At 65.6% G+C, this 25,234-nt stretch carries 21 protein-coding genes and 1 pseudogene; 7 read left to right on the top strand and 15 right to left on the bottom strand.

What is annotated here, in order from left to right; all coding sequences use genetic code 11:
• The 10 genes and pseudogenes from GXB81_RS19950 to GXB81_RS19905 form a co-directional block, all read right to left on the bottom strand.
• Nucleotides 1-202: pseudogene (locus GXB81_RS19950) on the bottom strand (PhoH family protein); the annotation flags it as partial.
• A gap of 355 nt (nucleotides 203-557) precedes the next feature.
• Entirely contained in the window at nucleotides 558-1,019 is a 462-nt protein-coding gene (locus tag GXB81_RS19945) for a peroxiredoxin (RefSeq protein ID WP_167284880.1), read from the bottom strand.
• 138 nt (nucleotides 1,020-1,157) lie between these two features.
• Nucleotides 1,158-2,051 carry a polysaccharide deacetylase family protein gene (locus GXB81_RS19940; protein ID WP_205990142.1) on the bottom strand — a complete coding sequence of 298 codons (894 nt, stop codon included), beginning with the start codon at nucleotides 2,049-2,051 and terminating at the stop codon, nucleotides 1,158-1,160.
• A 10-nt stretch (nucleotides 2,052-2,061) separates the two neighbouring features.
• Nucleotides 2,062-3,108, bottom strand: coding sequence for a bifunctional UDP-4-keto-pentose/UDP-xylose synthase (locus GXB81_RS19935; RefSeq protein ID WP_167284877.1), 1,047 nt, complete (start codon nucleotides 3,106-3,108; stop codon nucleotides 2,062-2,064).
• The gene (locus GXB81_RS19930; protein WP_205990141.1) at nucleotides 3,105-4,034 is read right to left on the bottom strand and encodes a formyltransferase; all 930 of its coding nucleotides are present in this window, start codon (nucleotides 4,032-4,034) and stop codon (nucleotides 3,105-3,107) included. The genes GXB81_RS19935 and GXB81_RS19930 overlap by 4 nt, the downstream gene beginning before the upstream one ends.
• Nucleotides 4,031-5,074, bottom strand: coding sequence for a glycosyltransferase (locus GXB81_RS19925; RefSeq protein WP_167284875.1), 1,044 nt, complete (start codon nucleotides 5,072-5,074; stop codon nucleotides 4,031-4,033). Before GXB81_RS19925 ends, GXB81_RS19930 begins: the two co-directional genes overlap by 4 nt.
• 6 nt (nucleotides 5,075-5,080) lie before the next feature.
• A complete protein-coding gene (locus GXB81_RS19920) occupies nucleotides 5,081-6,232 on the bottom strand; it encodes a DegT/DnrJ/EryC1/StrS aminotransferase family protein (RefSeq protein ID WP_167038517.1) in 1,152 nt (383 codons plus the stop codon).
• Between the two features lie 265 nt (nucleotides 6,233-6,497).
• Complete coding sequence (locus tag GXB81_RS19915) at nucleotides 6,498-6,869, bottom strand: SMR family transporter (RefSeq protein WP_167038515.1); 372 nt, start codon at nucleotides 6,867-6,869, stop codon at nucleotides 6,498-6,500.
• A 25-nt stretch (nucleotides 6,870-6,894) separates the two neighbouring features.
• Nucleotides 6,895-8,610 (bottom strand): glycosyltransferase family 39 protein, encoded by a 1,716-nt coding sequence (locus tag GXB81_RS19910; protein ID WP_205990140.1) that lies wholly within the window; start codon nucleotides 8,608-8,610, stop codon nucleotides 6,895-6,897.
• 148 nt (nucleotides 8,611-8,758) lie between these two features.
• The gene (locus GXB81_RS19905; protein WP_205990139.1) at nucleotides 8,759-9,133 is read right to left on the bottom strand and encodes an Mth938-like domain-containing protein; all 375 of its coding nucleotides are present in this window, start codon (nucleotides 9,131-9,133) and stop codon (nucleotides 8,759-8,761) included.
• A 485-nt stretch (nucleotides 9,134-9,618) separates the two neighbouring features.
• Here GXB81_RS19905 and GXB81_RS19900 point away from each other — a divergent pair, with 485 nt between their 5' ends.
• The 6 genes from GXB81_RS19900 to GXB81_RS19875 all read left to right on the top strand — a co-directional run bounded on the left by GXB81_RS19900 (nucleotide 9,619) and on the right by GXB81_RS19875 (nucleotide 16,166).
• The gene (locus tag GXB81_RS19900) at nucleotides 9,619-10,866 is read left to right on the top strand and encodes a pyridoxal phosphate-dependent aminotransferase (protein ID WP_167038509.1); all 1,248 of its coding nucleotides are present in this window, start codon (nucleotides 9,619-9,621) and stop codon (nucleotides 10,864-10,866) included.
• 74 nt (nucleotides 10,867-10,940) lie between these two features.
• The gene (locus GXB81_RS19895; RefSeq protein WP_167038507.1) at nucleotides 10,941-12,272 is read left to right on the top strand and encodes a homoserine dehydrogenase; all 1,332 of its coding nucleotides are present in this window, start codon (nucleotides 10,941-10,943) and stop codon (nucleotides 12,270-12,272) included.
• An 8-nt stretch (nucleotides 12,273-12,280) separates the two neighbouring features.
• The gene (gene thrC / locus GXB81_RS19890) at nucleotides 12,281-13,732 is read left to right on the top strand and encodes a threonine synthase (protein ID WP_205990137.1); all 1,452 of its coding nucleotides are present in this window, start codon (nucleotides 12,281-12,283) and stop codon (nucleotides 13,730-13,732) included.
• A 248-nt stretch (nucleotides 13,733-13,980) separates the two neighbouring features.
• Complete coding sequence (glp, locus tag GXB81_RS19885; protein ID WP_205990136.1) at nucleotides 13,981-15,270, top strand: gephyrin-like molybdotransferase Glp; 1,290 nt, start codon at nucleotides 13,981-13,983, stop codon at nucleotides 15,268-15,270.
• A gap of 44 nt (nucleotides 15,271-15,314) precedes the next feature.
• The gene (gene moaD, locus GXB81_RS19880; protein WP_167038501.1) at nucleotides 15,315-15,572 is read left to right on the top strand and encodes a molybdopterin converting factor subunit 1; all 258 of its coding nucleotides are present in this window, start codon (nucleotides 15,315-15,317) and stop codon (nucleotides 15,570-15,572) included.
• A 117-nt stretch (nucleotides 15,573-15,689) separates the two neighbouring features.
• The gene (locus GXB81_RS19875; RefSeq protein WP_167038499.1) at nucleotides 15,690-16,166 is read left to right on the top strand and encodes a molybdenum cofactor biosynthesis protein MoaE; all 477 of its coding nucleotides are present in this window, start codon (nucleotides 15,690-15,692) and stop codon (nucleotides 16,164-16,166) included.
• Between the two features lie 83 nt (nucleotides 16,167-16,249).
• Here the strand turns inward: GXB81_RS19875 and GXB81_RS19870 are convergent, their stop codons facing one another.
• Nucleotides 16,250-16,792, bottom strand: a complete 543-nt coding sequence (locus GXB81_RS19870; RefSeq protein ID WP_167038497.1) for a group III truncated hemoglobin — start codon at nucleotides 16,790-16,792, stop codon at nucleotides 16,250-16,252.
• A gap of 722 nt (nucleotides 16,793-17,514) precedes the next feature.
• Here GXB81_RS19870 and clpB point away from each other — a divergent pair.
• Nucleotides 17,515-20,112 carry an ATP-dependent chaperone ClpB gene (gene clpB / locus GXB81_RS19865; protein ID WP_205990135.1) on the top strand — a complete coding sequence of 866 codons (2,598 nt, stop codon included), beginning with the start codon at nucleotides 17,515-17,517 and terminating at the stop codon, nucleotides 20,110-20,112.
• Nucleotides 20,113-20,282: 170 nt separating this feature from the next.
• On the opposite strand, the gene GXB81_RS19860 is transcribed toward clpB, so the two are convergent.
• The 4 genes from GXB81_RS19860 to GXB81_RS19845 form a co-directional block, all read right to left on the bottom strand.
• The gene (locus tag GXB81_RS19860) at nucleotides 20,283-20,714 is read right to left on the bottom strand and encodes a YidB family protein (RefSeq protein ID WP_167038493.1); all 432 of its coding nucleotides are present in this window, start codon (nucleotides 20,712-20,714) and stop codon (nucleotides 20,283-20,285) included.
• Nucleotides 20,715-20,986: 272 nt separating this feature from the next.
• Nucleotides 20,987-21,610 (bottom strand): helix-hairpin-helix domain-containing protein, encoded by a 624-nt coding sequence (locus GXB81_RS19855; protein ID WP_167038491.1) that lies wholly within the window; start codon nucleotides 21,608-21,610, stop codon nucleotides 20,987-20,989.
• A 313-nt stretch (nucleotides 21,611-21,923) separates the two neighbouring features.
• A complete protein-coding gene (locus tag GXB81_RS19850; RefSeq protein WP_205990134.1) occupies nucleotides 21,924-23,306 on the bottom strand; it encodes an MATE family efflux transporter in 1,383 nt (460 codons plus the stop codon).
• 2 nt (nucleotides 23,307-23,308) lie between these two features.
• Nucleotides 23,309-25,066 carry a glycosyltransferase family 39 protein gene (locus GXB81_RS19845; RefSeq protein WP_205990133.1) on the bottom strand — a complete coding sequence of 586 codons (1,758 nt, stop codon included), beginning with the start codon at nucleotides 25,064-25,066 and terminating at the stop codon, nucleotides 23,309-23,311.
• Between the last annotated feature and the right edge of the window lie 168 nt (nucleotides 25,067-25,234).

Genomic DNA, 25,234 nt, shown 5'->3' with positions numbered 1-25,234 from the left:
CGGGCCGCAGCGTGGTGGCGGCGTTGGCGGCATCCGCCATCGGGGTGGCGACGTTGGCGCGGCCGTAATCGGCCGACTCTGCGGATTCCCCTTCACGCGCCGGTTTTTTCGCGGCGGAACGCGCGGGCGTGACGGCTTTGGCCTTGTATTCGTCAGGCGACAAAAGATTGCCGAGCTTGCTGGGGGGAGTAGGCAAAGGCATGGTTTCCCTCGAAATAATCGGGTCACATATCGTGCGCCGCCCGTCGCATTCTGCCGGTGCCCTCATGGGACACACAGTTTGCGCGAGGAGGCGCGCATTCGGTCTAGAGATGCCGGTTCGCCTGGTCTTCGATAGGCTCCTTGACGGAAGCGCGCAACCGGATGAACGAACGGTTGCGCGCAATTAAAAAAGCCGCCGTCCCGGCATTCGGGACAGGCGGCTCGACGACGATGCTCGCGTTGCGCCTCACGAACCGAACGGTTCCGGTCGATCCGGTCAAGCGGCCGTCAGATCTGGCGCAGCGGAGAAAAATGTGGGGTGAACAGGCACTCATTGCGGCCCAATATAACGCGCATCAAAGCGCTTGTACAGCCTCCAGGATTTCGTCGACGTGGCCCGGCACTTTTACGCCGCGCCATTCCTGGCGCAGCACGCCGTTGGCGTCGATGAGGAACGTGGAGCGCTCGATTCCCCGTACTTCTTTGCCATACATTTTCTTCATTTTGATGACGGCGAAGAGCGCGCACAGCTTTTCTTCCTGATCCGAAATCAGCGGGAAGGGCAGTTCGAGCTTGGCCTTGAAGTTGTCATGGGAGCGCAGGCTGTCGCGCGACACGCCGATGATTTCCGCGCCCGCCTTCCTGAATTTGGGGTACAGATCGCGGAATTGCAGGCCTTCGGTCGTGCAGCCCGGCGTGTTGTCCTTCGGATAGAAATACAGCACCACCTTTTTGCCCCGCAGTTTGGACAGCGTGATCTCGCCACCGGTCGCGGGGGCGGTGAAGTCGGGGATGGGTTGGTCGACTGCGATGGACACGAGGTTCTCCGGTTGTGGTGGCCGGTGCCGGCTTGCTGCCGCGGCGTCGGCCGGTCTGTCGTCGAGACTTTTATTGGGGAGCGGGCGGTGCGCCGTGGTTGTGCGCGGCAGCCGGACACTCGGGCCCGGCCGCTTGGTTCAGGGCTGGACGATCAGCTCGCCGGAGCGCCCTGGAATTTCGCCCCATGTAACAGCGTACGATGGCAGCGTGCCGCGGTCTAGCGTCGCGTAATAATCGCCCATCGTCGCGAACGTGTGGCCCTGGGCGCGCCAGCCTTCGAGCAGCTGTTCGAACACCGGCGCGAGCTTCTGTCCTTCGAGTTCCGCGTGCAGCGTGAACACCTGGTCGTGCGGATTGTTTTCCGTGTGTCTGAGCATCGACGCGGCGACGTTGTGAATGTCGACACCGTCGATGCCGAGCACTTCGTCGAGCGTGGGCAGCGTGGTCGGCATCTGCACGTGCGCGAGCGTTTTGCCGTCGACCACCGGCAGATACGGCGAGCGGCCGCGGCCGTCGGACGCGTAGCGCATGCCCCACGCGTCGATCTGCGCGAACGCGTGGCCGTTCATCTGCCAGCCCGCCGCGCCGTGGGTGATGGGCGGCGCGCCGAATATCTCCGCGAAACGGTCGTGGCTCTGCTGCATCTGCGCGACGGTCCACGCGCGGTCTTTCGCGCGCACGTTGTCCTGCCAGTACACGTGGTCCCACGTATGAATGCCGCACTCGAAACCGGCCTCGTGGATCGCGCGCATCTCGGCGGCCGCCTTCGCGCCGATGTCGGGACCGGGCAGCAGCACACCGTACAGCAGCTGCTTCACGCCGTAGTGCTCGACCACCGAGGTGCGCGACACCTTCTTCAGAAAGCCCGGCCGCAGTACGCGGCGCATGGCCCAGCCGGTGTGGTCGGGTCCGAGGCTGAACAGGAACGTGGCGCGGGCCTTGAAGCGGTCGAAGATGCGGGCGAGATTCGGCACGCCTTCGCGGGTGCCGCGCAGCGTGTCGATGTCGATCTTCAGGACGATGCGAGCCAAGGACGCGCCCTTATTGCTGTTCGACGAGCGCGCGGGCTTCGGCGACGTGGCCGCGATAGGCCTCGAAAATCTTGCGCAGCGCTTCGTCGAAGGTCGAGGTGGGCGCCCAGCCGAGTTCCTGCATCGTGTTGTCGATTTTCGGCACGCGGTTCTGCACGTCCTGGTAGCCGGTGCCGTAGTACGCGCCCGACGACGTCTCGACGAGCTGCACCTGGCGGGCCATTTCCGCGTATTCGGGGAATTCGGCCGCGAGCGCGAGCATCTTGTGCGCGAGCTCGCGCACCGAGAAATTATTGGTCGGGTTGCCGATGTTGTAGATCTTGCCGGTGGCCACGCCGTTTTTATTCTCGATGATCTTCATCAGCGCGCTGATGCCGTCGTCGATGTCGGTGAACGCGCGCTTCTGCGCGCCGCCGTCGACGAGGCTGATGTTCTCGCCGCGCACGATATGGCCGAGGAACTGCGTGACCACGCGCGAGCTGCCTTCCTTCGGCGTGTAGATCGAGTCGAGGCCCGGGCCGATCCAGTTGAACGGACGGAACAGCGTGAAGTTCAGGCCCTCCATGCCGTAGCCCCAGATCACGCGGTCCATCAGCTGCTTCGAGCAGGCGTAGATCCAGCGCGGCTTGTTGATCGGGCCGTACGACAGCACCGACTCTTCCGGATCGAACTGCTCGTCCGTGCACATGCCGTAGACCTCGGAGGTCGACGGAAACACGAGGTGCTTGCCGTACTTGACGGCCGAACGCACGATCGGCAGGTTCGCCTCGAAGTCGAGCTCGAACACGCGCAGCGGCTGCTTCACGTAGGTGGCGGGCGTGGCGATCGCGACGAGCGGCAGGATCACATCGCACTTCCTGATGTGATATTCGACCCATTCCTTGTTGATCGTGATGTCGCCTTCGAAGAAGTGCATCCGCTCGTGATTGACGAGGTCGCCCAGACGTTCGGTCTGCATGTCCATCCCGAACACTTCCCAGTCGGTCGTCTCGAGAATGCGCTTGGACAGGTGGTGGCCGATGAAGCCGTTCACACCCAGAATCAGGACTTTTTTCATGAATGAGTTTGGAATAGCTGGGCGAATTCCGCCGGAGTGACGACAGTCTCGCTGCCGCCGTGCTGATGCCGCAATTCGTGGATGGCGATCGCTCGGCCATCGCCGCAGATCGCGAAAACGGCATTATCGCTTACGTGCAGGCCCGGCGGCAAATCCGAGCGAAGCGCGCCGGGCGCGGCCAGGCGGGCGCGCGCGACGATCAGGCGCCGGCCGTTCAGGTCGGTGAACGCGCCCGGATAGGGGGGCGCGACTGCCCGGATCAGGTTATAGACCTGTTGCGCCGACTGCTTCCAGTCGATGCGGCCGTCTTCGGGCTTGCGCCCGCCATAGTAGCTGCCGTGCGCGAGATCGTTCGGCAGATGCGGTGCCTCGCCCGCGAGCAGCGCCGGCAGCACGCGCCACAAGGTTTGCTCGGCCGCGACCGTGACCTTGTCGAACACCTGCGCGGCGGTGTCGTCGGGCAGGATCGGCACCGGTGTTTGCGCAACGATCGCGCCCGCGTCGGGTTTGGCAGCCATCTCGTGCAGCGTCGCGCCGGTTTCGGTCTCGCCGTTGAGCACCGCCCAGTTGGTCGGCACGCGGCCGCGATACTTCGGCAGCAGCGAGCCGTGCATGTTGTAGGCGCCCCGCGCGGCGATCGCGAGCAGGTCGACCGGCAGCATGTGGCGGTAGTAGAACGAGAAAATGAAGTCCGGCCGCGCGGCGCTCACCGCGGCGCGTAGCTCGGGGCTTTTCGGATCGGCCGGCGTGAGAACGGGAATGTCGTGCTCGGCCGCGACCGAAGCGACGCTGCCGAACCAGATGTTTTCGCTCGGGTTGTCCTCGTGCGTGACGACGAGCGCCATCTCGACGCCGCGCGCGAGCAGCACCTGCAGGCAGCGCACGCCGACGTTGTGATACGCGAATACGACGGCACGCGGCTTCATGGCTCACGCCCCTGATCGGCGAGCGGCGCCGGCTGCACGCCCTGCACGACGCTTTGACGCGGCGCTTCGGCGACGGCCGTGCCGTTGCGTTCCTCGAGTATGGTCTGCACCAGGTAGCGCGGCCGTGCGCGCACCTGCTGATAGATCCGGCCGATGTATTCGCCGAGCAGCCCGAGCGCGAAGATGATGACGCCGAGCAGGAAGAACGTGATGGCGAACAGCGTGAACACGCCTTGCACTTCCGCGCCGATGATGAAGCGGCGAATCAGCAGCAGCACGAACAGCGCCGCGGAGCCGAGCGACAGGATCACGCCGATGAACGACAGCCATTGCAGCGGCACCACCGAAAAGCCGGTGACGAGGTCGAAATTGAGGCGGATCAGCGAATAGAGCGAGTACTTCGACTCGCCGGCGAAGCGCTCCTCGTGCGCGACCTCGATCTCGACCGGGTTCTGCGCGAACGTGTACGCGAGCGCCGGAATGAACGTGTTGATCTCGCCGCAGCGGTTGATCGTATCGACGATGTGGCGGCTGTACGCGCGCAGCATGCAGCCCTGGTCGGTCATCTTGATGCGCGTGATGCGTTCGCGCAGATGGTTCATCGCGCGCGAGGCCTTGCGGCGCCACAGGCTGTCCTGGCGCTGCATGCGGATCGTGCCGACGTAGTCGTAGCCCTCGCGCATCTTCGCGACGAGCTTGGCGATTTCCTCGGGCGGATTCTGCAGGTCGGCGTCGAGCGTGATGACGATGTCGCCGCGCGATTGCTCGAAGCCCGCGAGAATCGCCATGTGCTGGCCGTAGTTGCCGTTCAGCAGGATCACGCGGGTCGCGTCGGGCCGCGCGCGGAACTGCTCGGCGAGCAGCGCGGGGGATTTGTCGCGGCTGCCGTCGTTGATGAAGATCACTTCATAACGGGTGCCGAGCGCGTCGAGCGCCGGATAGAGGCGCGCGAACAGCGCCGCCAGGCCGGCTTCCTCGTTGTACACCGGAATGATGATCGACACTTCCGGTGCGACGGCGCGATGTTCCGAATAAGTCATGTCCGCTTATTTTCCGTATTGTTCGCAAATTTCGTTGACCGCGCGGCACACGCGCTCGACGTCGCCTTCGTTCATCAGCGTGAAGAGCGGCAGCGTGACGGTGGCGGCGCCGAAGCGCTCCGCGTGCGGGAACATGCCTTCCCTGAAGCCGCGCGCGCGATACAGCGTGAACAGGTGGATCGCCGGGTAGTGCACGCCCGAGCCGATGCCGCGCTCCTTCAACTGGCCCATGAAGCCGGCGCGGTCGAGCGAGAGCCGCTCGAGCGGCAGCGTGATCTGGAACATGTGCCAGTTGCTGTTCTCGAAATCGGCGCACGGCAGGCCGACGCCGAGCCTGAGCGCCGCGCCGCCCTCGAAGCCCGCGAAGTACGCGCGCGCGAGTTTCCTGCGCTGCGCGAGGAAGCGCGCGAGATGCGGCAGCTGGCCGAGGCCGACGCGCGCCGCGACGTCCGTCAGGTTGTACTTGCCGCCGAGCACGTCGCAGTCCATGCCGTCGAAGCCGGTGCGCGTGATGCCCTGCAAGCGGTACTTCTGCGCGAGCACCGCCTCTTCCTCGTTGTTGAGGACGAGCGCGCCGCCCTCGATCGAGGTGAGGTTCTTGTTTGCGTGGAAGCTGAACGAGACGATGTCGCCGAGCTTGCCGATGCGCTCGCCGTTCCAGCTGGAGCCGAACGCCTGCGCGGCGTCTTCGATCACGCGCAGCTGGTGCGCGCGGGCGATCGCGTAGAGGCGGTCCATGTCGACCGGCAGGCCGGACAGATAGACCGGCAGCAGCGCCTTGGTGCGCGGCGTGATCGCCTTTTCGAGCAGATCGAGGTCGATGTTGCGCGTGACCGGGTCGATGTCGACGAACACCGGCGTCGCGCCGGTTTCGATGATGACGTTGCTGGTCGAGACCCACGTTGCCGGCGTCGTGATGACTTCGTCGCCGGGGCCCACGCCCGCGATGCGCAGCCCGATTTCGAGCGTCGCGGTGCCGGAATTGAAGGTGCGCACCGGCCGGCCGCCGCAGAACTCGGAGAGCGCGGCCTCGAACTTCTGGTTCTGCGGGCCGGTGGTGATCCAGCCGGAACGCAGCACCTCGGCGACGCCCTCGATCGTTTCCTCATCGATCTCGGGTTTGACAAACGGCAAAAACGGGACGGTTGACTGGCTCATGAATGCATCGCTCGATTGAAAGGGGTGCAGCCCGAAGGGCGCGAAGTAAACCACAAACCACGCACAAACCCAAGTCCGCGGCGAGAAAAACGAAACCTCATAGCTTAACGCGCCGAACCTTACGTCTCGCTTAGGCGGCGCGCGCGCCGCTCAGGTTCCTGATGGCTTCCTGCAAGGTTGCCTGGCCGGGCGCGTGCCGCATGGCCGGCGCGGGCAATAAACGGTAATAGAACGTGCCCGGCAAGCCGCTGCCGGGGCGTTGCGCCTAGCTGCGCGCGAGCACGACCACGCCGACGAGGATGATGCCGATGCCGACCAGCTTCTGCACCGACATCACTTCGCCGAACAGATACCACGCGGCGAGCGCGTTGACGACGTAGCCGAGCGAGAGCATCGGATAGGCGATCGATACGTCCACGCGCGAGAGCCCGACGATCCACACCGCCACGCTGACCACGTAGCAGGCGAGCCCGCCGATGATCGGCGGCTGGGTCGCGAGCTTGAAGCCGATGGGCAGGATGTTCGCACGGGTGAATTCGAAGTGTCCAACGGCATTCGTGCCGGCCTTGAGCAGCAGCTGCGCGCCGGCGTTCAGCGTGACGCCGGCGAGGATGCAGAAGAGGGAAATCGGGTTCATCGAGCGTGGGGGTCCAGAGTGGGGGTCAGGGTTGCGGTTTGGCTGGCGCGGCCGGGAGCGGCTTCATCACCACCACGCGGCGCGCATCGCGCGCGATTACCTGCATCGGCAGGCCCTGCTTGAGCAGCCGGTCGTAGGTCGGCGGCGGAATCAGCGCGAGTGCGTAACGGTCGGCCTTCCAGCGCTCGATCCACGCATCGACGGTCGGCACCCATTTCTGCGGCTCGACCGAGACGCCGAACGCGAGTTCGTCCGGATGTTCGACCATGATCATCGTGTGGCCGACATAGAACGGCAGCGTGTGGTCGAGCACGCCGACCGAGTAGAACGGCGTATCGGCCGGCAGCTTCGCGAGCTGCGCGCGGATCGGCGGCGCGAGCGGCGCGCCCGAGCTGAGGCGCCCGAACACATCGTGGCCGGTGCCGGCGATCGTGGCGAGCAGCAGCCATGCCGCACCGAAGGCGGCGAGCGCGCCGAGGCCGGCGTGCCGGCCGTTCGGGTCGCGGCGGTTCAGCCACAGCGCGAACAATGTGAACACGAACGCGACGGCCAGCGCGGCGAGCACCCACACGCGAAACGCCACGTACAGCTCGGTGGGATTGCGCGCCGTGCCGAAGCGCGGCAGGAACAGCGCCGCAAACGCGCCGACCACGAAAAAGAGCGCATAGCCGGCCAGATGGCGGCGCAGCTGGTCGCGCGTGACGAGCGGCAGGTACATGCCGATCAGCATCGCGATGGGCGGGGCGATCGGCAGCGTGTAGGACAGCAGCTTCGAATGCGACGCACTGAAGAACAGGAAGATGAAGACGATCCACGTGAGCATCAGCGTGACCGGCGCGAAGCCGTTCGGCTGGCGCGGCTGGCACCACGCGTGGCGCACGCTCTGGAACGTCACCGACAGCCACGGCAGGAAGCCCACCAGCAGCACCGGCACGAAGTAGTAGAACGGGCCGGGCCGGTTCTGCTCGGGCGTCAGATAGCGCTCGAACTGCTGGACGATGAAGAAGAAGTTCAGGAACTCGGGATTGCGCTCCTGCACGAGCACGAACCACGGCGTCACGATCGCGAAAAAGACGATCAGGCCGCTCACCAGATGCAGGCGCTTCCAGAGCGCCCAGTCGCGCGCGATCAGCGTGTAGATCACGAGCACGGCGCCCGGCAGGATCAGGCCGACGAGGCCCTTGGAGAGCACCGCGAGCGCCATCGAGGCCCAGCACACCCACATCCAGCCGCGCACGCACGAGGTCGGTAGATTGGGCCGCTGGGCGAGCAGCAGCGCGCACAGCGTGAGCGTCATCCAGAACGACAGGCCCATGTCGAGCGTGTTGAAGTGGCCCATCAGGTTCCAGTATGGAGAGCAGGCCAGCACGAGCGCCGCGAACACGCCGCTCGCCGCGTTGAACACGCGCGCGCCGGTGAAGCCGAGCAGCAGCACGCCGGCGAAGCCCGTCAGCGCGGTGTAGAGCCGCGCCTGCCATTCGCCGATGCCGAACCAGGCGAAGGTGAGCGCGTTCGCCCAGGTTTGCAGCGGCGGCTTCTCGAAATACTTGTAGGCGTTGTAGCGCGGCGTGATCCAGTCGCCGGTCAGGAACATCTCGCGCGCCATTTCGGCGTAGCGGCCCTCGTCGCTCGGCAGCAGATGCCGCCAGCCGAGCGGCACGAACCAGATCACGGCGAGAGCCAGCACCAGCAAGAGGATCGCGGTGCGATTGAGCGGTAGCCTCGACGGCGTATCGTTCATGAATGTCAACCTTTCTGGCGGCGCCGCGCTGGACGGCGCGGCGTCGTTGTTCTTGAAATGGCGGCCGGTCGCGCCGGCGCGGTGAGTCGCGGCCCGCCGGGGACGGGGCGCGGTGACGGCGGGCGCGGCATTGCCGTGCCGCGCCGGGCTAGGCTTCGATCAGCAACGCGGCCGCGACCTTGCGGCCCTCGGCCATCAGAATGTTGTAGGTGCGGCAGGCGGCCTTGAAGTCCATCGTTTCGACGCCGATGCGCTGCGCGGTGAGCGCGGCGGTCAGGCGCGGATGCGGGAAGCGCAGCTTCTCGCCACTGCCGAATACGACCACTTCGGGCGCGGCGTCGCTCAGCATCGCGAAGTGCTCGGCGCTCAGTTGCCCGAAGGACGACACGGGCCAGGGAATGACCGGTCCGTCCGGCAGCACGAGAATGCTGCCCGTATGACGCACCAGATTGATTTCGACGTAGTTGGCGCCGTAGCCGGTGACGGTGTTCAGCGCGCCGCTGGAATCCTGATGTAATTTCAAATTGGTTTTCCGAAGTCGTCGTGAGACATCATGCCTGTGGGCGGCCTTGCCGGATGCGGCGCGGCCGGCGCGGTTCGATGCACGTGATCGATGCGCATGAGGCACGGAAGCGGCCGAAAAGGCTTGCCGTTGCGGTTGGTGCATTGCGGAAGTCGGCCAAAATCCGCTAAATTATAACTTTTTAGCCGCCTTGCGGCGCCCCTTGCTCATGTGTCGCCACAAGCCGCGCCCGAGCGCGTCGGCGTGGCCCACCGGCTACCTGCGTTGGCGTCGCGTGCGTTCGCCGCGCGCTTTCGGCGGCTTTTCCCGTTGCTTGGTTCCTGCTCGCGCCGCCCGCGGTGGCCCGAAAGATCGACCAATCCGCGGCTGGCGGCCGTCGCCGGCGCTGCCGCGTCTGAATCCCGTAGTGGCGAATCTGCGCGGCCCGGCGGCGTCAGCCGGGCCCGTTTGCCCCAGGGTTTGCCCAAGCCATCAACCAGGATGAAGTGCCCGCCGTGAAACCGATTCTCAAATCCAACAAATTGCTGAATGTCTGCTACGACATTCGCGGGCCCGTCCTCGAACACGCGAAGCGGCTCGAAGAAGAGGGCCATCGCATCATCAAGCTGAACATCGGCAATCTGGCGCCGTTCGGCTTCGAGGCGCCGGACGAGATCATTCAGGACATGATCCTGAATCTGCCCGGTTCGTCCGGCTACTCCGATTCGAAGGGCGTGTTCTCGGCGCGCAAGGCGATCATGCACTACACGCAGCAAAAGGGCGTGCAGGGCGTCGAGCTCGACGACATCTACATCGGCAACGGCGCGTCCGAGCTGATCGTGATGGCGCTGCAGGGCCTCGTCAACGACGGCGACGAAGTGCTGCTGCCGGCACCCGACTACCCGCTGTGGACCGCCGGCGTGAGCCTCGCGGGCGGCACGCCGGTGCACTACATCTGCGACGAGTCGAACCGCTGGATGCCCGATCTCGACGACATCCGCGCGAAAATCACGCCGAACACGCGCGCGCTCGTCGTGATCAACCCGAACAACCCGACCGGCGCGCTGTATTCGGACGAACTGCTGCTCGGCCTCATCGAGATCGCGCGCCAGCACGGCCTCGTGATCTTCGCCGACGAGGTCTACGACAAGATCATCTACGACGGCAAGAGCCACACGGCACTGGCCTCGCTCTCCGAAGACGTGCTGACGGTCACCTTCAACAGCCTCTCGAAAAGCTACCGCTCGTGCGGCTATCGCGCCGGCTGGATGGCGATTTCGGGCCTGACCGGCGAGAACCGCCGGCTCGCGAAAGACTATCTCGAAGGGCTCGGCATTCTCGCGTCGATGCGCCTGTGCCCGAACGTGCCGGGCCAGTACGCGATCCAGACCGCGCTTGGCGGCTACCAGAGCATCAACGACCTGATCGTGCCGAGCGGGCGGCTCTACAAGCAGCGCGAACTCGCCTACGAGATGCTGACGGCGATTCCGGGCGTGAGCTGCGTGAAGCCGGAGGCGGCGCTGTACATGTTCCCGCGCCTCGACCCGAAGGTGTATCCGATCCAGAACGACCAGCAGTTCATCCTCGACCTGCTGCTCGAAGAGCGCGTGCTGCTCGTGCAGGGCACCGGCTTCAACTGGAAAACGCCGGATCACTTCCGCGTCGTGTTCCTGCCGAACGTCGACGACCTCGCGGATTCGATCAACCGGATCGCGCGCTTCCTCGACGGCTACCGCAAACGTCATACAGCCTGAACCGGCCGCGCGTACGATGTGGCGCGCGCCGTTCCCGCTACCCTTTTCAAACCTCTACTAGAAACACACGCTGCATGGAACCGATCAAAGTTGGACTGCTGGGCTTCGGCACGGTAGGCAGCGGCACCTTCACGGTACTGCGCCGCAATCAGGAAGAAATCAAACGTCGCGCGGGCCGCGGCATCGAGATTGTGCGCATTGCCGTGCGCAACCCGGCCAAGGCGACTGCCGCGCTCGGCGGCGCAGCCGGCAGCGTGGCGCTGAGCGACGACTTCAATGCGGTGGTCGACGATCCCTCGATCGCGATCGTCGCGGAAATGATCGGCGGTACCGGCATCGCGCGCGAACTCGTGCTGCGCGCGATCAACAACGGCAAGCATGTGGTCACGGCCAACAAGGCGCTGCTCGCGGTGCACGGCACCGAGATTTTCGAGGCGGCGCGCGCGAACGGCGTGATGGTCGCGTTCGAGGCGGCGGTGGCGGGCGGCATTCCGATCATCAAGGCGCTGCGCGAAGGGCTCACGGCGAACCGCATCCAGTACATCGCCGGCATCATCAACGGGACGACCAACTACATCCTCTCGGAGATGCGCGACCGCGGGCTCGATTTCGCGACCGCGCTGAAGGCCGCGCAGGATCTCGGCTACGCGGAAGCGGACCCGACCTTCGACATCGAAGGCGTCGACGCCGCGCACAAGGCGACGATCATGAGCGCGATCGCGTTCGGCGTGCCGGTGCAGTTCGACAAGGCTTACGTCGAGGGCATCAGCAAGCTCGCCGCGATCGACATCAAATACGCCGAGGAACTCGGCTACCGCATCAAGCTGCTCGGCATCACGCGCCGCACCGATAAAGGCATCGAATTGCGCGTGCATCCCACGCTGATTCCGGAAAAGCGCCTGCTCGCCAACGTGGAAGGCGCGATGAACGCGGTCGTCGTGCACGGCGACGCGGTCGGCACGACGCTCTACTATGGCAAGGGCGCGGGCGCGGAGCCGACGGCGTCCGCCGTGGTCGCCGATCTGGTCGACGTGACGCGCCTGCACACGGCCGACCCCGAGCACCGCGTGCCGCATCTCGCGTTCCAGCCCGATAGTCTGTCGAACACGCCGATCCTGCCGATCGACGAGGTGACGAGCGGCTACTACCTGCGCCTGCGCGTCGCCGACGTAACGGGCGTGCTCGCCGACATCACGCGCATCCTGGCCGATACCGGCATTTCGATCGACGCGCTGCTGCAAAAGGAGTCGGAGTTCGTCGACGCGAAGGGCAAGGGCGAAACCGACATCCTGCTGATCACGCACGAAACGGTCGAAAAGCAGGTCAACGCCGCGATCAGGTCGATCGAGGCGCTCAAGACCGTCGTCTCGCAAGTCACGAAGCTGCGCATGGAAGCGCTGAACTAGGCCGAACTATGAACTACCTTTCCACGCGCGGCGCCGGAGCCGGCGAGCGCCATACCTTCTCCGACATCCTGCTCGGTGGTCTCGCGAAAGACGGCGGCCTGTATCTGCCGGCCGAGTACCCGCGTGTCACGCAGGACGAACTGACGCGCTGGCGCACGCTGCCGTACGCGGACCTCGCGTTCGAGATCCTCGCGAAGTTCTGCGACGACATTCCCGCGGAAGACCTGCGCGCGCTCACGCGCAAGACCTACACGGCCGCGACCTACTGCAACGTGCGCGACGACGAAAGCGCCGCGCAGATTACGCCGCTGAAGACGCTCGGCGTCGAGAACGGCGCGCCGCTGTCGCTGCTGGAGCTCTCGAACGGGCCGACGCTCGCGTTCAAGGACATGGCGATGCAGCTGATCGGCAACCTGTTCGAGTACGCGCTGGCGAAGCACGGCGAAACGCTGAACATTCTTGGCGCGACCTCGGGCGACACCGGCAGTGCCGCCGAATATGCGATGCGCGGCAAGCAGGGCATCCGCGTGTTCATGCTGTCGCCGCACAAAAAGATGAGCGCGTTCCAGACCGCGCAGATGTACAGCCTGCAAGACCCGAACATCTTCAACCTCGCGGTGGAAGGCGTGTTCGACGACGCGCAGGACATCGTCAAGGCAGTCTCGAACGATCACGCGTTCAAGGCGAAGTACAAGATCGGCACGGTCAACTCGATCAACTGGGCGCGGGTCGTCGCGCAGGTCGTCTACTACTTCAAGGGCTATTTCGCCGCGACGCAGAGCAACGACGAGCGCGTGTCGTTTACGGTGCCGTCGGGCAACTTCGGCAACGTGTGCGCGGGTCACATCGCGCGCATGATGGGGCTGCCGATCGAGAAGCTCGTGGTCGCGACCAACGAGAACGACGTGCTCGACGAGTTCTTCCGCACCGGCATCTACCGCGTGCGCAAGGCGGCCGAGACGTATCACACGAGCAGCCCGAGCATGGACATCTCGAAGGCGTCGAATTTCGAGCGCTTCGTGTTCGATCTGCTCGGCCGCGATCCGGCGCGCGTGCTGCAACTGTTCCGCGACGTCGAGGAGAAGGGCGGTTTCGACCTCGCGGCAAGCGGCGATTTCGCGCGCGTGAAGCAGTTCGGTTTCGTGTCCGGCCGCAGCAGCCACGACACGCGCGTCGAGACGATCCGCGACGTGTTCGAGCGCTATGACACGATGATCGATACGCACACGGCCGACGGCTTGAAGGTCGCGCGCGAGCATCTGCAAGCGGGCATTCCGATGATCGTGCTCGAGACCGCGCAGCCGATCAAGTTCGGCGAGACGATCCGCGAGGCGCTGCTGCGCGAACCGGAGCGGCCGGCGGCATTCTCGGGGCTCGAGTCGCTGCCGCAGCGCTTCGAGGTCGTGCCGGCGGATGCGCAGCGCGTGAAGGACTTTATCGTCGCGAATACCGGCGAATAAGGGGGGGCGGCGGCATCTCACGAGGCGCGCCGCTTCTCTTCAGACTTCTCTCCAGGCTCCCCGCCAGGCGACGCGGCGCATGTGCCGCGAAAACACGCCGGCCGTGCACCCTCTCGGCCGGGCGTCGAGAAAGACAAAAAGCGCTGCGTCGCGCGAGACCGCCCGCGCCGATGGCGTCGGCCGCTACAATATTCTTTTAACCTGCGGCTTCGAACTCCGAGATGTCCACACCAACGCCCCGCGCTCCCATGCTCGCCACTGCCGATGCGCTGGCGATCCTGCTCGACGCAGCGCGCCCGATCGACGGTATCGAAACGCTGCCGACGCTCGACGCGCTGAACCGCGTGCTCGCCGCCGACGTCACGTCGCCGCTCGACGTCCCGCCGATGAACACGAGCGCGATGGACGGCTACGCGGTCCGCCTCGCCGATCTCGCGCACGGCAGCCGCCTGCCGGTCTCGCAACGCATCCCGGCCGGCCATGCGCCGGCGCCGCTTCAGTCCGGCACGGCGGCGCGCATCTTCACCGGCGCGACGGTGCCGCCCGGCGCGGACGCGGTCGTGATGCAGGAGCAGACCGAAGCGGCCGGCGACGAAGTCACGATCGTGCATCGTCCGCAGACGGGCGAATGGATCACGGCGCAGGGCGCCGACATTCGCCAGGGCGCGGTGATCCTGCCGGCCGGCACGCGGCTCACGCCGCAGGCGCTCGGGCTCGCGGCTTCGGTCGGTTGCGCGCGGCTCGCGGTGCGGCGGCGCGTGAAGGTCGCCGTGTTTTTCACCGGCGACGAACTGACGATGCCGGGCGAGCCGCTGAAGCCGGGCGCGATCTACAACTCGAATCGCTTCACGTTGCGCGGGCTGCTCGAAAAGCTCGGCTGCGAAGTCACCGACTACGGCATCGTCGCCGATCGGCTTGAGGCGACCCGCGCGACGCTGCGCGAAGCCGCGCGGGCGCATGACCTGATTCTCACGTGCGGCGGCGTGTCGGTCGGCGAGGAAGATCACGTGAAGCCGGCGGTCGAGGCGGAAGGGCGTCTGTCGATGTGGCAGATCGCGATGAAGCCGGGCAAGCCGCTCGCGTTCGGCGCGGTGCGCCGCGCGGCGGGAGCGGAGGGTGCGGCATCCGTGGGGGCTGAGGCATCTTCATCGGTGGCGTCGGCGGCTTCGGCAGCGTCCGCGACTCCCACGGCGGCCGAAACGTTTTTCATCGGCCTGCCCGGCAATCCGGTGTCGAGCTTCGCGACGTTCCTGCTGTTCGTGCGGCCGTTCGTGCTGCGGCTGGCCGGCGTGCAGGCGGTCGTGCCGCGCGCGCTGTCGCTGCGCGCCGACTTCACGCAAGCCAAGGCCGATCGGCGCAACGAGTTTCTGCGCGCGCGCGTCAACGCGGCGGGCGGGCTCGATCTGTTTGCGAATCAAAGCTCGGCCGTGCTGACGTCGACCGTGTGGGGCGACGGCCTGATCGACAATCCGCCGAATCACGCGATCAGCGCCGGCGAAACCGTGCGCTTCATTCCGTTTTCCGAACTGCTGAACTGAGGCCGGGCCGCCGCCGCATCCGTGGCGGCGCCGGCGGCATTCCGATGAAGATTGAACTCCGATACTTTGCGAGCGTGCGTGAAGCGCTCAACCGGTCCGACGAAACCGTCGACGTGCCCGATGGCGTGGCGACCGTCGGCGACGTGCGCGCCTGGCTGCGCGTGCGCGGCGGCATCTGGGCCGAAACGCTCGCCGAGGGCCGCGCGCTGCGCATGGCCTGCAATCATGTGATGACCGATGCGAGCACCCGCATTACCGAGGGCTGCGAGGTCGCGTTCTTTCCGCCCGTCACGGGCGGCTAGGGCGTGCTTGCCGCCTGCTTTGCAACCACTTTGCAGCCACCTTCGACGCCGCGCGGTTCTAGGCCGCGTGCGCATCGATTCGCCGCGCACACGCGGTAAAAGCCCGAGGAGCCGCTCATGCCCGTTCGCGTCCAGACCGAAGACTTCGACCTCAGCGCCGAGGTGGCCGCGTTGCGCGCGCGCAATCCGAAGATCGGCGCGGTTGCGTGTTTCGTCGGCACGGTACGCGACCTGAACGAAGGCAGCGCGGTCGAGACGATGGAGCTCGAACACTATCCGGGCATGACGGAGAAGTCGCTGGAAGCGATCGTCGAGCGCGCGCGCGAGCGCTGGCCGGGCATCGAGGTGCTGATCGTGCATCGGGTCGGCCAGCTCTATCCGCTCGACCAGATCGTGCTCGTCGCGACGACGGCCGCGCATCGCGGCGACGCGTTTGCGTCGTGCGAGTTCGTGATGGACTATCTGAAGAGCGAGGCGCCGTTCTGGAAGAAAGAGAAAACCGACGCGGGCGAGCGCTGGGTCGATGCGCGCGTGACCGACGATGCGGCGCTGGCGCGCTGGGGTATCGAGTCGGGGAACCGGAAGGGCGCGTAGAGGCTCGTTGGTTGCGGACCGCTTTGCGACCTGCTTGACTGCGGGCTGCGCCCGCAATACCGCCACCGTCCGCGCAACCCATCTCACTCGTCGCGCGACCGGCCCACAATCGGCACCGGAAACGGCTCGCCGGCGGGCCGGACCGGATGATCGCCGTCATCGTCACGCGGACGGCGTTTCGGCGCGACGCGTTCGAGCAGCGCCTGCTGCTCCGCCGGAATCTTGTAGTCCCACCCAAAACGGCTCAACTGCAGACTTTGCGCGATGCGCAGCGCCGGTTCCATGAATCGGATCGCCGCGGCCGGCTGGTAGCGAGATTCGACGGTATCGAGAAACAGGTACAGCCAGCGGCTGAAATGCTGCGGCTCGATGCCTTCGAGCGGCTGGTGCGCCTGCTGCACATTGCCGCGATACTGCTTCGCGCCGAGCACGAGCGAGCCCCAGAACGTGCACATCTTCGGCAGGTGATCGTCCCAGCGGCCCGCGAGCTTCGCATCGAAGACGGGACCCAGCAGCGCATCGGCGCGCACGCGATCGTAAAAGCCGTAGACGAGCTCGCGGATATTCGCCTCGGTGGGTTCGGCCGCGCGCTCGACCGGCGGCGTGGCGGGAAAAGACGGATTCATGCAAATTCCAGAAAAATTCGGTTGCTGAGCAAGGCGGGGCGTTGCCGTGCCGCGAACGGCTGCCGACCGGCAGGCCCCGCAGTGGCGTTTTTACGCCAGCCGCGACGAGGGCGCCGGGGGCGGTACGCCAGTGTTTCCGCAACGATCGGAAGCACGCTGCGAATACCTTGCTTGGCATACAAAAGATTAAAGCTTGCCGGACATGACACGAGGCTCGGCGCCGCCAGCCATGCATCTTAGGGCGCGGCGGTGATCCCCGGCAAGCCTGGGGCCGTTTGCCGCAGCCTTGCAACGATGACTTCGCCATGCCGCCCGCGCGCTGCGCGCGAAGCGGCGAGCCGGGCCTTCCTTGTCGCATCCAATCACTATACGATCGACGAAATCGCGCAACCGCAGGCGCCGTTTACGGCTTTTCCCGGCCTCGGCGACCAGCTTCGGGCCTTTTGCCGGTAACAGCGATCGCACGCGGTGGCAGCCCAGCATCCGCAGCCCGGCGTTCGCCGCAGCCAAACCAGCCGGACAAAAAAGTCAGCCGAAGCGGGCGAGTTCGCGCCAGATCCAGCACCCAGGCGGGTCGACAACCCGCCAGGCCGCCGCAGTGGGGCGCGATCACGTCGGTTCTTTCGCTCAAATGTTAAATAGTTGCGCCCGAGGCCAAAAAAGCGCTTGAAACTCCAATAAAACGCCTCATTTTGGTGGTAATCGAAACTGGAGGTCTCTTGATGAGAATCGACAAACTCACCACTAAATTCCAGGAAGCCCTGGCGGATGCCCAGAGCCTGGCTGTAGGTCATGACAATCAGTACATCGAACCGGTCCACGTGCTGTCGGCGCTCGTCGCGCAGCAGGACGGTTCCGCGCGCTCGCTGCTCTCGCGTGCCGGCGTGCACGTGCAGCCGCTGCTCAACGCGTTGAACGACGCGATCACGCGGCTGCCGCAAGTGCGTGGCACCGACGGCAACGTGCAGATCGGCCGCGAACTGACCGGTCTGCTGAATCAGGCCGACAAGGAAGCGCAGAAGCTCAACGACACGTTCATCGCGAGCGAGATGTTCCTGCTCGCGGTCGCCGACGACAAGGGCGAGGCCGGCCGTCTCGCGCGCGAGCACGGCCTGTCGCGCAAGGCGCTCGAAACCGCGATCGCCGCGGTGCGCGGCGGCTCGCAGGTGCATAGCCAGGACGCCGAAAGCCAGCGCGAGGCGCTCAAGAAATACACGATCGACCTGACCGAGCGCGCCCGCGCCGGCAAGCTCGACCCTGTGATCGGCCGCGACGACGAAATCCGCCGCTCGATCCAGATCCTGCAGCGCCGCACCAAGAACAATCCGGTGCTGATCGGCGAGCCGGGCGTCGGCAAGACCGCGATCGTCGAAGGGCTCGCGCAGCGCATCGTCAACGGCGAAGTGCCGGAAACGCTGAAGAACAAGCGCGTGCTGTCGCTCGACATGGCCGCGCTGCTCGCGGGAGCCAAATATCGCGGCGAGTTCGAGGAGCGCCTGAAGGCCGTGCTCAACGACATCGCCAAGGACGAAGGGCAAACCATCGTCTTTATCGACGAGATTCACACGATGGTCGGCGCCGGCAAGGCCGAGGGCGCGATGGACGCGGGCAACATGCTGAAGCCGGCGCTCTCGCGCGGCGAACTGCATTGCGTGGGCGCAACGACGCTCGACGAATACCGCAAGTACATCGAGAAGGATGCCGCGCTCGAACGCCGCTTCCAGAAGGTGCTGGTGGACGAGCCGTCGGTCGAGGCGACTATCGCGATCCTGCGCGGCTTGCAGGAGCGCTATGAGCTGCACCACGGCGTCGACATCACCGACCCGGCGATCGTTGCGGCGGCCGAGCTGTCGCATCGCTACATCACGGACCGCTTCCTGCCGGACAAGGCGATCGATCTGATCGACGAAGCCGCCTCGAAGATCAAGATGGAAATCGACTCGAAACCGGAAGAGATGGACCGGCTCGACCGTCGCCTGATCCAGCTGAAGATCGAACGCGAAGCGGTGAAGAAGGAAAAGGACGAAGCCTCGCAGAAGCGTCTGCAACTGATCGAAGAGGAAATCGAGCGCCTGAACCGCGAATATTCGGACCTCGACGAAATCTGGACCGCCGAAAAAGCCACGGTGCAGGGCAGCGCGCAACTGAAGGAAGAGATCGAGAAGACGCGCGCGGAAATCACGCGTTTGCAGCGCGAGGGCAAGCTCGAAAAGGTCGCCGAATTGCAGTACGGCAAGCTGCCGGGGCTCGAAGCGCAACTGAAGGAAGTGACGCGCGCCGAAGCCGAAGAGCAGAACAGTCCGAAGCGTCCGCGTCTGCTGCGCACGCAGGTGGGGGCGGAAGAAATTGCCGAGGTCGTCTCGCGTGCCACCGGTATTCCGGTGTCGCGCATGATGCAGGGCGAGCGCGAGAAGCTGTTGCAGATCGAGTCGAAGCTGCATGAGCGCGTGGTCGGCCAGGACGAGGCGATCAACGCGGTCGCCGATGCGATCCGCCGCTCGCGCGCGGGTCTGTCGGACCCGAACCGTCCGTATGGCTCGTTCCTGTTCCTCGGACCGACCGGCGTCGGCAAGACCGAGCTGTGCAAGGCGCTGGCGTCGTTCCTGTTCGATTCGGAAGAGCACCTCATTCGTATCGACATGAGCGAGTTCATGGAGAAGCACAGCGTCGCGCGTCTGATCGGCGCGCCGCCGGGCTACGTCGGCTACGAGGAAGGCGGCTATCTGACCGAGGCCGTGCGCCGCAAGCCGTATAGCGTGATCCTGCTCGACGAGATCGAGAAGGCGCATCCGGACGTGTTCAACGTGCTCCTGCAGGTGCTCGACGACGGCCGCATGACCGACGGCCAGGGCCGCACCGTCGACTTCAAGAACACGGTGATCGTGATGACCTCCAACCTCGGTTCGCAGGTGATCCAGTCGATGGTCGGCGAGTCGCAGGAAACGGTGAAGGACGCCGTGTGGGAAGAGGTGAAGCTGCACTTCAGGCCCGAGTTCCTGAACCGGATCGACGACGTCGTCGTGTTCCATGCGCTCGATCGCTCGAACATCCAGTCGATCGCGCGGATTCAGTTGCAGCGACTGCACGAGCGGCTTGCCAAGCTCGACATGCAACTGGTGGTATCGGACGCGGCGCTCGAACACATCGGCAAGGTCGGCTACGACCCGCTGTTCGGCGCGCGGCCGTTGAAGCGCGCGATCCAGCAGGAGATCGAGAACCCGATCGCGAAGCTGATTCTGGCCGGCAAGTTCGGTCCGAAGGATGTGATTCCGGTCGAAATGGAAGACGGCAAACTGGTGTTCGACCGCGTCGTGCATTGAGCGCGGTGTGCTCTTGTCACGCCGGGTAGCAGGGTTGGCGGGGCGTTGATCGAGCGGCTCCCGCCGCCGCAATGAAAAAGCGGCAACGAAGGAAACTTCGTTGCCGCTTTTTTTTGCCCGCGGGCTTGGGCGCGCGCCGCGGGTTCCGGGTTGCGAGCGAATCGCCGCGCTTAAGCGTTGCCCTTGTTGCCGAGCAGCGACGCGATGCCGCCGAGCGCGCCGAGCACCGAGGTCGTGTTCAACTGGCCGCTGGCCGGCACTTCGCCTTCCGGCGTGGCCGCGTTGACGACGTGCGGCAGGATCTGCGAGAGCAGGCCCGTCACCTGATCGGGCTGGATGCCGGCCTTCGCGGCGAGGCTGGTCACGGCTTCCGAGCCGAGCACGCCATGCAGCGCATCGGCGGCGATCGGCTGGTTCTCGCCGTTGCCGACCCACGAGGACACGACGTCGCCGAGGCCCTTTTCCTGGAAGCGCTGGACCAGGCCGTTCAGGCCGCCCGGCTGGTTGTTGACGAATTCGAGCGCGGCTGCGATCAGCGCTTGCTGGCCGCCGCCTTCGGGCGACTTGCCAATCAGGGAACCGATAGTGTCGAGTAGGCTCATGACGGTCTCTCTTGAATGCCGGCGCGCGCATGGCGGCCTGGCGGGTGAAAGCGCCGCGCGGTTGCGCGGCACGTTGAAACGGAAGAACGGTGGCGGGCGGCTTGGCCACGCACGTTACGCGTGAATCGTCTGCATTCGTTCGCGTGTTGCGCGGGCCTGAAGCACGGCCTTGCAGCATGGATTCGCGATGCCGCCGGCCACGTCCTGGCGTGTTGCTGCTCGTGCTGCTCGATGCGTTGCTGCGGTAGGGCTTCGGTACGTCTGCGGCAGCGTTATGCGCCGGAAGCCGCGGCGGCCGATGCCGCCTTGCTCTTCTTCGCCTTCTTCTTCGAGGCCTTGGTGCCGGATGCGGCAGCCGGCGCGCTCGCAGCGGCTACCGGTGCCGATGCGGCCGCTGCCTCGGCTGCGGCGGCTTTGCTCTTCTTCTTCGACTTCGACGGTTTCGCCGCGGACGCTTGCGTGGGCGCGGCCGGTGCGGTCGTGGCAGCCGGTGCCGGTGCTGCGGTCGTAGCCGCGGGTGCGGCGGTGGTCGGCGCGGGAGCCGCCGTGGTCGCAGCCGGAGCCGCTGCCGGTGCGGCCTTCGTGCTGGCCGATTTCGTGGATGCCTTCGCGCCGGTCGGCGGCGCGGACGAGCCGTTGATCGTCAGGCCGGCCGCTTCGAGATTCTGGACCGATTTGGTGCCGATGCCCTTCACCCGCGCGGCGAGATCATCGGCATCCTTGAACGGGCCGTTTTTGGTCCGCTCGTCGATGATCGCTTTCGCATGCACGGGGCCGATGCCCTTGACCGATTCAAGCCCCGCCTGATCGGCGGAATTCACTTCAACGGCTGCGGCAAAACCGGCCGACAGCGACAAAGCCACAGCAACGCAAAGCATTAAAAGCTTCTTCAGCATGGCAAGCACTCCATTGAGGGCAAAAAAAGTTAGCCGGGAACGGACGACGCATTCTGTCGAGCGGCGCTGCGCTTAAGCATAGAACAAATCGCCGGCCCTTATTTGCGAACGCGGACGATTTATACCGATCGTTTCGAGACAAGTAAATCGCGGCGGACAATATTTAAACTTTTTGCCAGCCGGATAGCAGGGTTTGCATAGTCTCCTTGAAGCCGTCGTTGCGAGAATTCGCCGTTGCCGTTTGAATCTTCCGATTCAAACTCCGCTTTCTCCCGATCCTACCCGCAACCACACGCAGCCACCCACAGCCGCTTTATCGCGCAGCCGAATCCACCTTCATTCCCACGGCTTCGCGCACATGCCGCCGGCTCACGAAGCGCCAGTACACGAACAGGCCGATCCCGGCCAGCGCGAGACTCGCCGTATTCGCGACCCAGAAGCCGCGCGCGCCGGTCAGCCACGGTGGCGTGACGCCGGTCGTATCGAAGCCGAGCAGGTAGCCGCCGCCGAGCCCGACGCCCCACAGCGCAACCGCATAGATCACGGTCGGCACGACCGCCACCTTGTAGGCGCGCAACACGAACGCGGTCGAGATCTGCAACGCATCGAACAGGTGATAGCAGACGACGATCAGCACGAGCGGCAACGCCTTCGCCGCGACCTGCGCGTCGGTCGTATAACCGTCGACGATATACGGCCGCAGCAGAAGCACGAGCGCGCCATAGCAGCAGGCGATCGCCACCGCCATCGCGATGCCGTGACGCGACAGCGTGCGCGCCGCGTCCGGCTTATGCGCACCGAGCGCCTGGGCGACGAGCGTCGACGATGCGATGCCGATCGACAGCGGTGTCATGTAGAGCACCGCGCCGATATTGCCGGCGATCTGATGCCCCGCGAGCGTCGTCGTGCCGAAGCGCGCGATAAAGAGCGCCATGAACGTGTACGAGGTGACTTCGATCAGGTACGACAGACCCATCGGAATGCCGAGCCGCAACTGCGCCACCTGACGCTTCCAGACTGGCCAGCAGAAGTGCGTGAAGATGCCGAGCGGCCTGAACACGTCGACGCGCACGAGCAGCAGCATGCCGAGCACGGCGAGCCCCCAGTTGATCGCGGTGCTCGCGAGCGCGCAGCCGGGACCGCCGAGCGCTGGCACACCGAGGCCGCCGAAAATGAGCCACGTATTGAGCGGGATCTTGAGCAGCAGCGCGCCGATTTGCAGAAACATCACGAGCCGAGGTTTGCCGAGCGCATTGGCGATCGAACCATAGACACGAAACGCGAGGCCGGCCGGAAGGCCGAATGCGAGAATCCGCAGATACGCGAGCGTGCGTTCGTGCAGCGCCTCGGGCACGCGGGAGAGTGCCAGCAGCGGCCCCGGAAAGAACAGGATCAGAAAGCCGATCACGGTCAGCGCGGCGGCGAGCCAGAACGACTGGCGCACTTCCTCGCCGATCTCGCCATGGCGGCGCGCGCCGTAGAGCTGCGCGGCAATCGGCTGCAATGCGGTGAGGATGCCGGTCAGGCTGATATAGACCGACACGTAGATCGACGAACCGAGACCGAGCGCGGCCAGATCGATGGCCGAGTAGCGGCCGACCATCGCCGTATCGATCACGCCAAAGGCGATGATCGCCAGTTGGCCGATCAATACGGGCCACGCGAGCGCGGCGATTTTCCGTATGTCGGCGAACATCGTCAGTCGAGCCTCTTGCGCCAGCCGCGCCGCTTGCCGGGCGGCGGCTTCGGACGGTCGATGCGCACGTACAGGCGGAAGCGTTCGTCGCGGTCGGCGGCGCGGCGGCCTTCCCAGACGAGCTTCCAGATGTAGTCAGGCATCGCGCTCGGATCACCATACTCCTGCGTGTCCTGGCGCAGGATCACGTCGCAGTCCTGGTCGAACGCGAAGTGCATGTCGCCGAAATACGCGAAGGTCGCGATCTGTGCATTGCCGAGCCGCACGGGCGAGATGCAGGTGTAGTCCTCGGGCAGATGGCTCGCGATCTGTTGCGCGACGTCGCGGTAGGTCCGGCTGTAGTTGACGACCGGCAGCCAGAGGGTCATCAGCAGCACCCACATCAGCGTGGTGCCGGCGCTCGAGAGCACGACGCTGCGCCACAGCACCTTCGGATGACGCGCGAGACGCCAGCGCACGAGCACGAACCAGCACACCGTCACGGCCACTGCGCACACGAACGAGAGAATCTTGAACTGCGGCACGAAGCCCGGCGCGAGCCGAGCCAGATTGCGCGCGAGCGGATGCGGAAAACCGGTGAGGCTGGCCACGTACACGAGCCACACGAAGCTGCCGAGAATCGTGAAGCTCAACAGTGCGAACCAGTCGATCGCGTTGATCGCGCCGCGCTTGAGCGTCGGCAGCGCGAAGGTCGCCAGCACCGCGAGCGGCGGCAGCAACAGCATGTAGAGCCGGTTCGACTGATGGCTTTGCAGCACGACGAGCACGAAGAGCGGACCGATCACCGAAAGTGGAATCGCCACGTGCGGCGCACGGCGCAGCCCCTTCCAGCTGAACCACGACCACAGCGCGAGCGGCCATGCGGGCCAGGTGAAGAGCGGCAGGTTTTTCAGCGCATAGGCGGCGACCGAGCCGGGCGGCCCCGCGAACGAAATCAGGCTGACGTGGACCCACTGGTTCAGGTACCAGACGGCGTCGTCGGGGAAGGCGGCGATGGCGATGATCGGCCACGATATCGCGAGCACGAGCGCGACCGGCAGACCCGCGAGCAGCAGCCAGCGCGAGCGCGTTTCGCGCACGATCAGCGTCATCGCGAGCGTGCCGAGCAGCAGCGCGCCGACCAGCACGGGACTGCTCGCGAGCGTGACGAGGCCGATCGCGAGACCCCAGATCAGCGCGCCCTGGATCGGCTTGTCGATCATGCGCACGAGGCCGTACACGAGCATTGCGATGCAGACGAACTGCGCGAGTTGCGGCGTGGTTTCGTGACCGCGCTCGGCGAGGCCGAAGCATGCGAGCAGGATCAGCAGCGCGCCGTCGCCGAGCGTGCGGCCGTAGTCGCGCGGTTCCGGCTCGCCGCCGAACGCATATTTGAACGGCTGGACCTCGGCGCGCCGGCCGAGCAGGTAAGCGGCATACCAGACGAACGCGCAGCCCGCGCAGAACAGCAGGCCCGTGAATACGCGCGAGGCGTTGCTCGCATCGACCCACGGCGCGAGCACGCGGATCGCACTGGCGCCGAGCCAGTAGCCGAGCGGGCCGTCCTCGGTCATATATTTGCCGACGAGGTTCGGCAGCAGCCAGTCGTGGGCGCCGCCGTTCGCCATGGTCCACATGACACCGAAGCCGGCTGCGTCCTCGTTCTTCCACGGGTCGCGGCCGAACAGGCCGAACGATGCATAGACGATACAGATGGTCAGCAGCAGCCAGCGCGGCAAGGCACTGGTTGCTGAGGCAGTGAGGCGAACGACAGGTCTCATGCGGTGTGTCGGTATTGGATAGGCGATGCAGCCGGAGCGGGCCGGCGGGTCAGGGGCCCGTCTCGAGCATCCGGCATTGTAGACGTGCCGTACGATGCGCGTCACGGGCGGTAACGGCCGGCAACGTCCTTGTGCGTGCTGTAACAGTGGCGATAGCGGTGGCGCGAG

Source organism: Paraburkholderia sp. Ac-20336 (genome assembly GCF_017105025.1).
GTDB lineage: Bacteria > Pseudomonadota > Gammaproteobacteria > Burkholderiales > Burkholderiaceae > Paraburkholderia.
Note: the sequence above shows the minus strand (reverse complement) of the source record. Positions and strands in the feature narration are given on the sequence as shown.

Excerpts from the sequence above, each read along its gene's own strand:
- GXB81_RS19935 (WP_167284877.1), bottom strand. The coding sequence starts at position 3,108 with ATGAAAAAAGTCCTGATTCTGGGTGTGAACGGCTTCATCGGCCACCAC.
- GXB81_RS19930 (WP_205990141.1), bottom strand. The coding sequence starts at position 4,034 with ATGAAGCCGCGTGCCGTCGTATTCGCGTATCACAACGTCGGCGTGCGC.
- GXB81_RS19925 (WP_167284875.1), bottom strand. The coding sequence starts at position 5,074 with ATGACTTATTCGGAACATCGCGCCGTCGCACCGGAAGTGTCGATCATC.
- GXB81_RS19920 (WP_167038517.1), bottom strand. The coding sequence starts at position 6,232 with ATGAGCCAGTCAACCGTCCCGTTTTTGCCGTTTGTCAAACCCGAGATC.
- GXB81_RS19915 (WP_167038515.1), bottom strand. The coding sequence starts at position 6,869 with ATGAACCCGATTTCCCTCTTCTGCATCCTCGCCGGCGTCACGCTGAAC.
- GXB81_RS19910 (WP_205990140.1), bottom strand. The coding sequence starts at position 8,610 with ATGAACGATACGCCGTCGAGGCTACCGCTCAATCGCACCGCGATCCTC.
- GXB81_RS19895 (WP_167038507.1), top strand. The coding sequence starts at position 10,941 with ATGGAACCGATCAAAGTTGGACTGCTGGGCTTCGGCACGGTAGGCAGC.
- thrC (WP_205990137.1), top strand. The coding sequence starts at position 12,281 with ATGAACTACCTTTCCACGCGCGGCGCCGGAGCCGGCGAGCGCCATACC.
- glp (WP_205990136.1), top strand. The coding sequence starts at position 13,981 with ATGCTCGCCACTGCCGATGCGCTGGCGATCCTGCTCGACGCAGCGCGC.
- moaD (WP_167038501.1), top strand. The coding sequence starts at position 15,315 with ATGAAGATTGAACTCCGATACTTTGCGAGCGTGCGTGAAGCGCTCAAC.
- GXB81_RS19875 (WP_167038499.1), top strand. The coding sequence starts at position 15,690 with ATGCCCGTTCGCGTCCAGACCGAAGACTTCGACCTCAGCGCCGAGGTG.
- GXB81_RS19870 (WP_167038497.1), bottom strand. The coding sequence starts at position 16,792 with ATGAATCCGTCTTTTCCCGCCACGCCGCCGGTCGAGCGCGCGGCCGAA.
- clpB (WP_205990135.1), top strand. The coding sequence starts at position 17,515 with ATGAGAATCGACAAACTCACCACTAAATTCCAGGAAGCCCTGGCGGAT.
- GXB81_RS19860 (WP_167038493.1), bottom strand. The coding sequence starts at position 20,714 with ATGAGCCTACTCGACACTATCGGTTCCCTGATTGGCAAGTCGCCCGAA.
- GXB81_RS19855 (WP_167038491.1), bottom strand. The coding sequence starts at position 21,610 with ATGCTGAAGAAGCTTTTAATGCTTTGCGTTGCTGTGGCTTTGTCGCTG.
- GXB81_RS19850 (WP_205990134.1), bottom strand. The coding sequence starts at position 23,306 with ATGTTCGCCGACATACGGAAAATCGCCGCGCTCGCGTGGCCCGTATTG.
- GXB81_RS19845 (WP_205990133.1), bottom strand. The coding sequence starts at position 25,066 with ATGAGACCTGTCGTTCGCCTCACTGCCTCAGCAACCAGTGCCTTGCCG.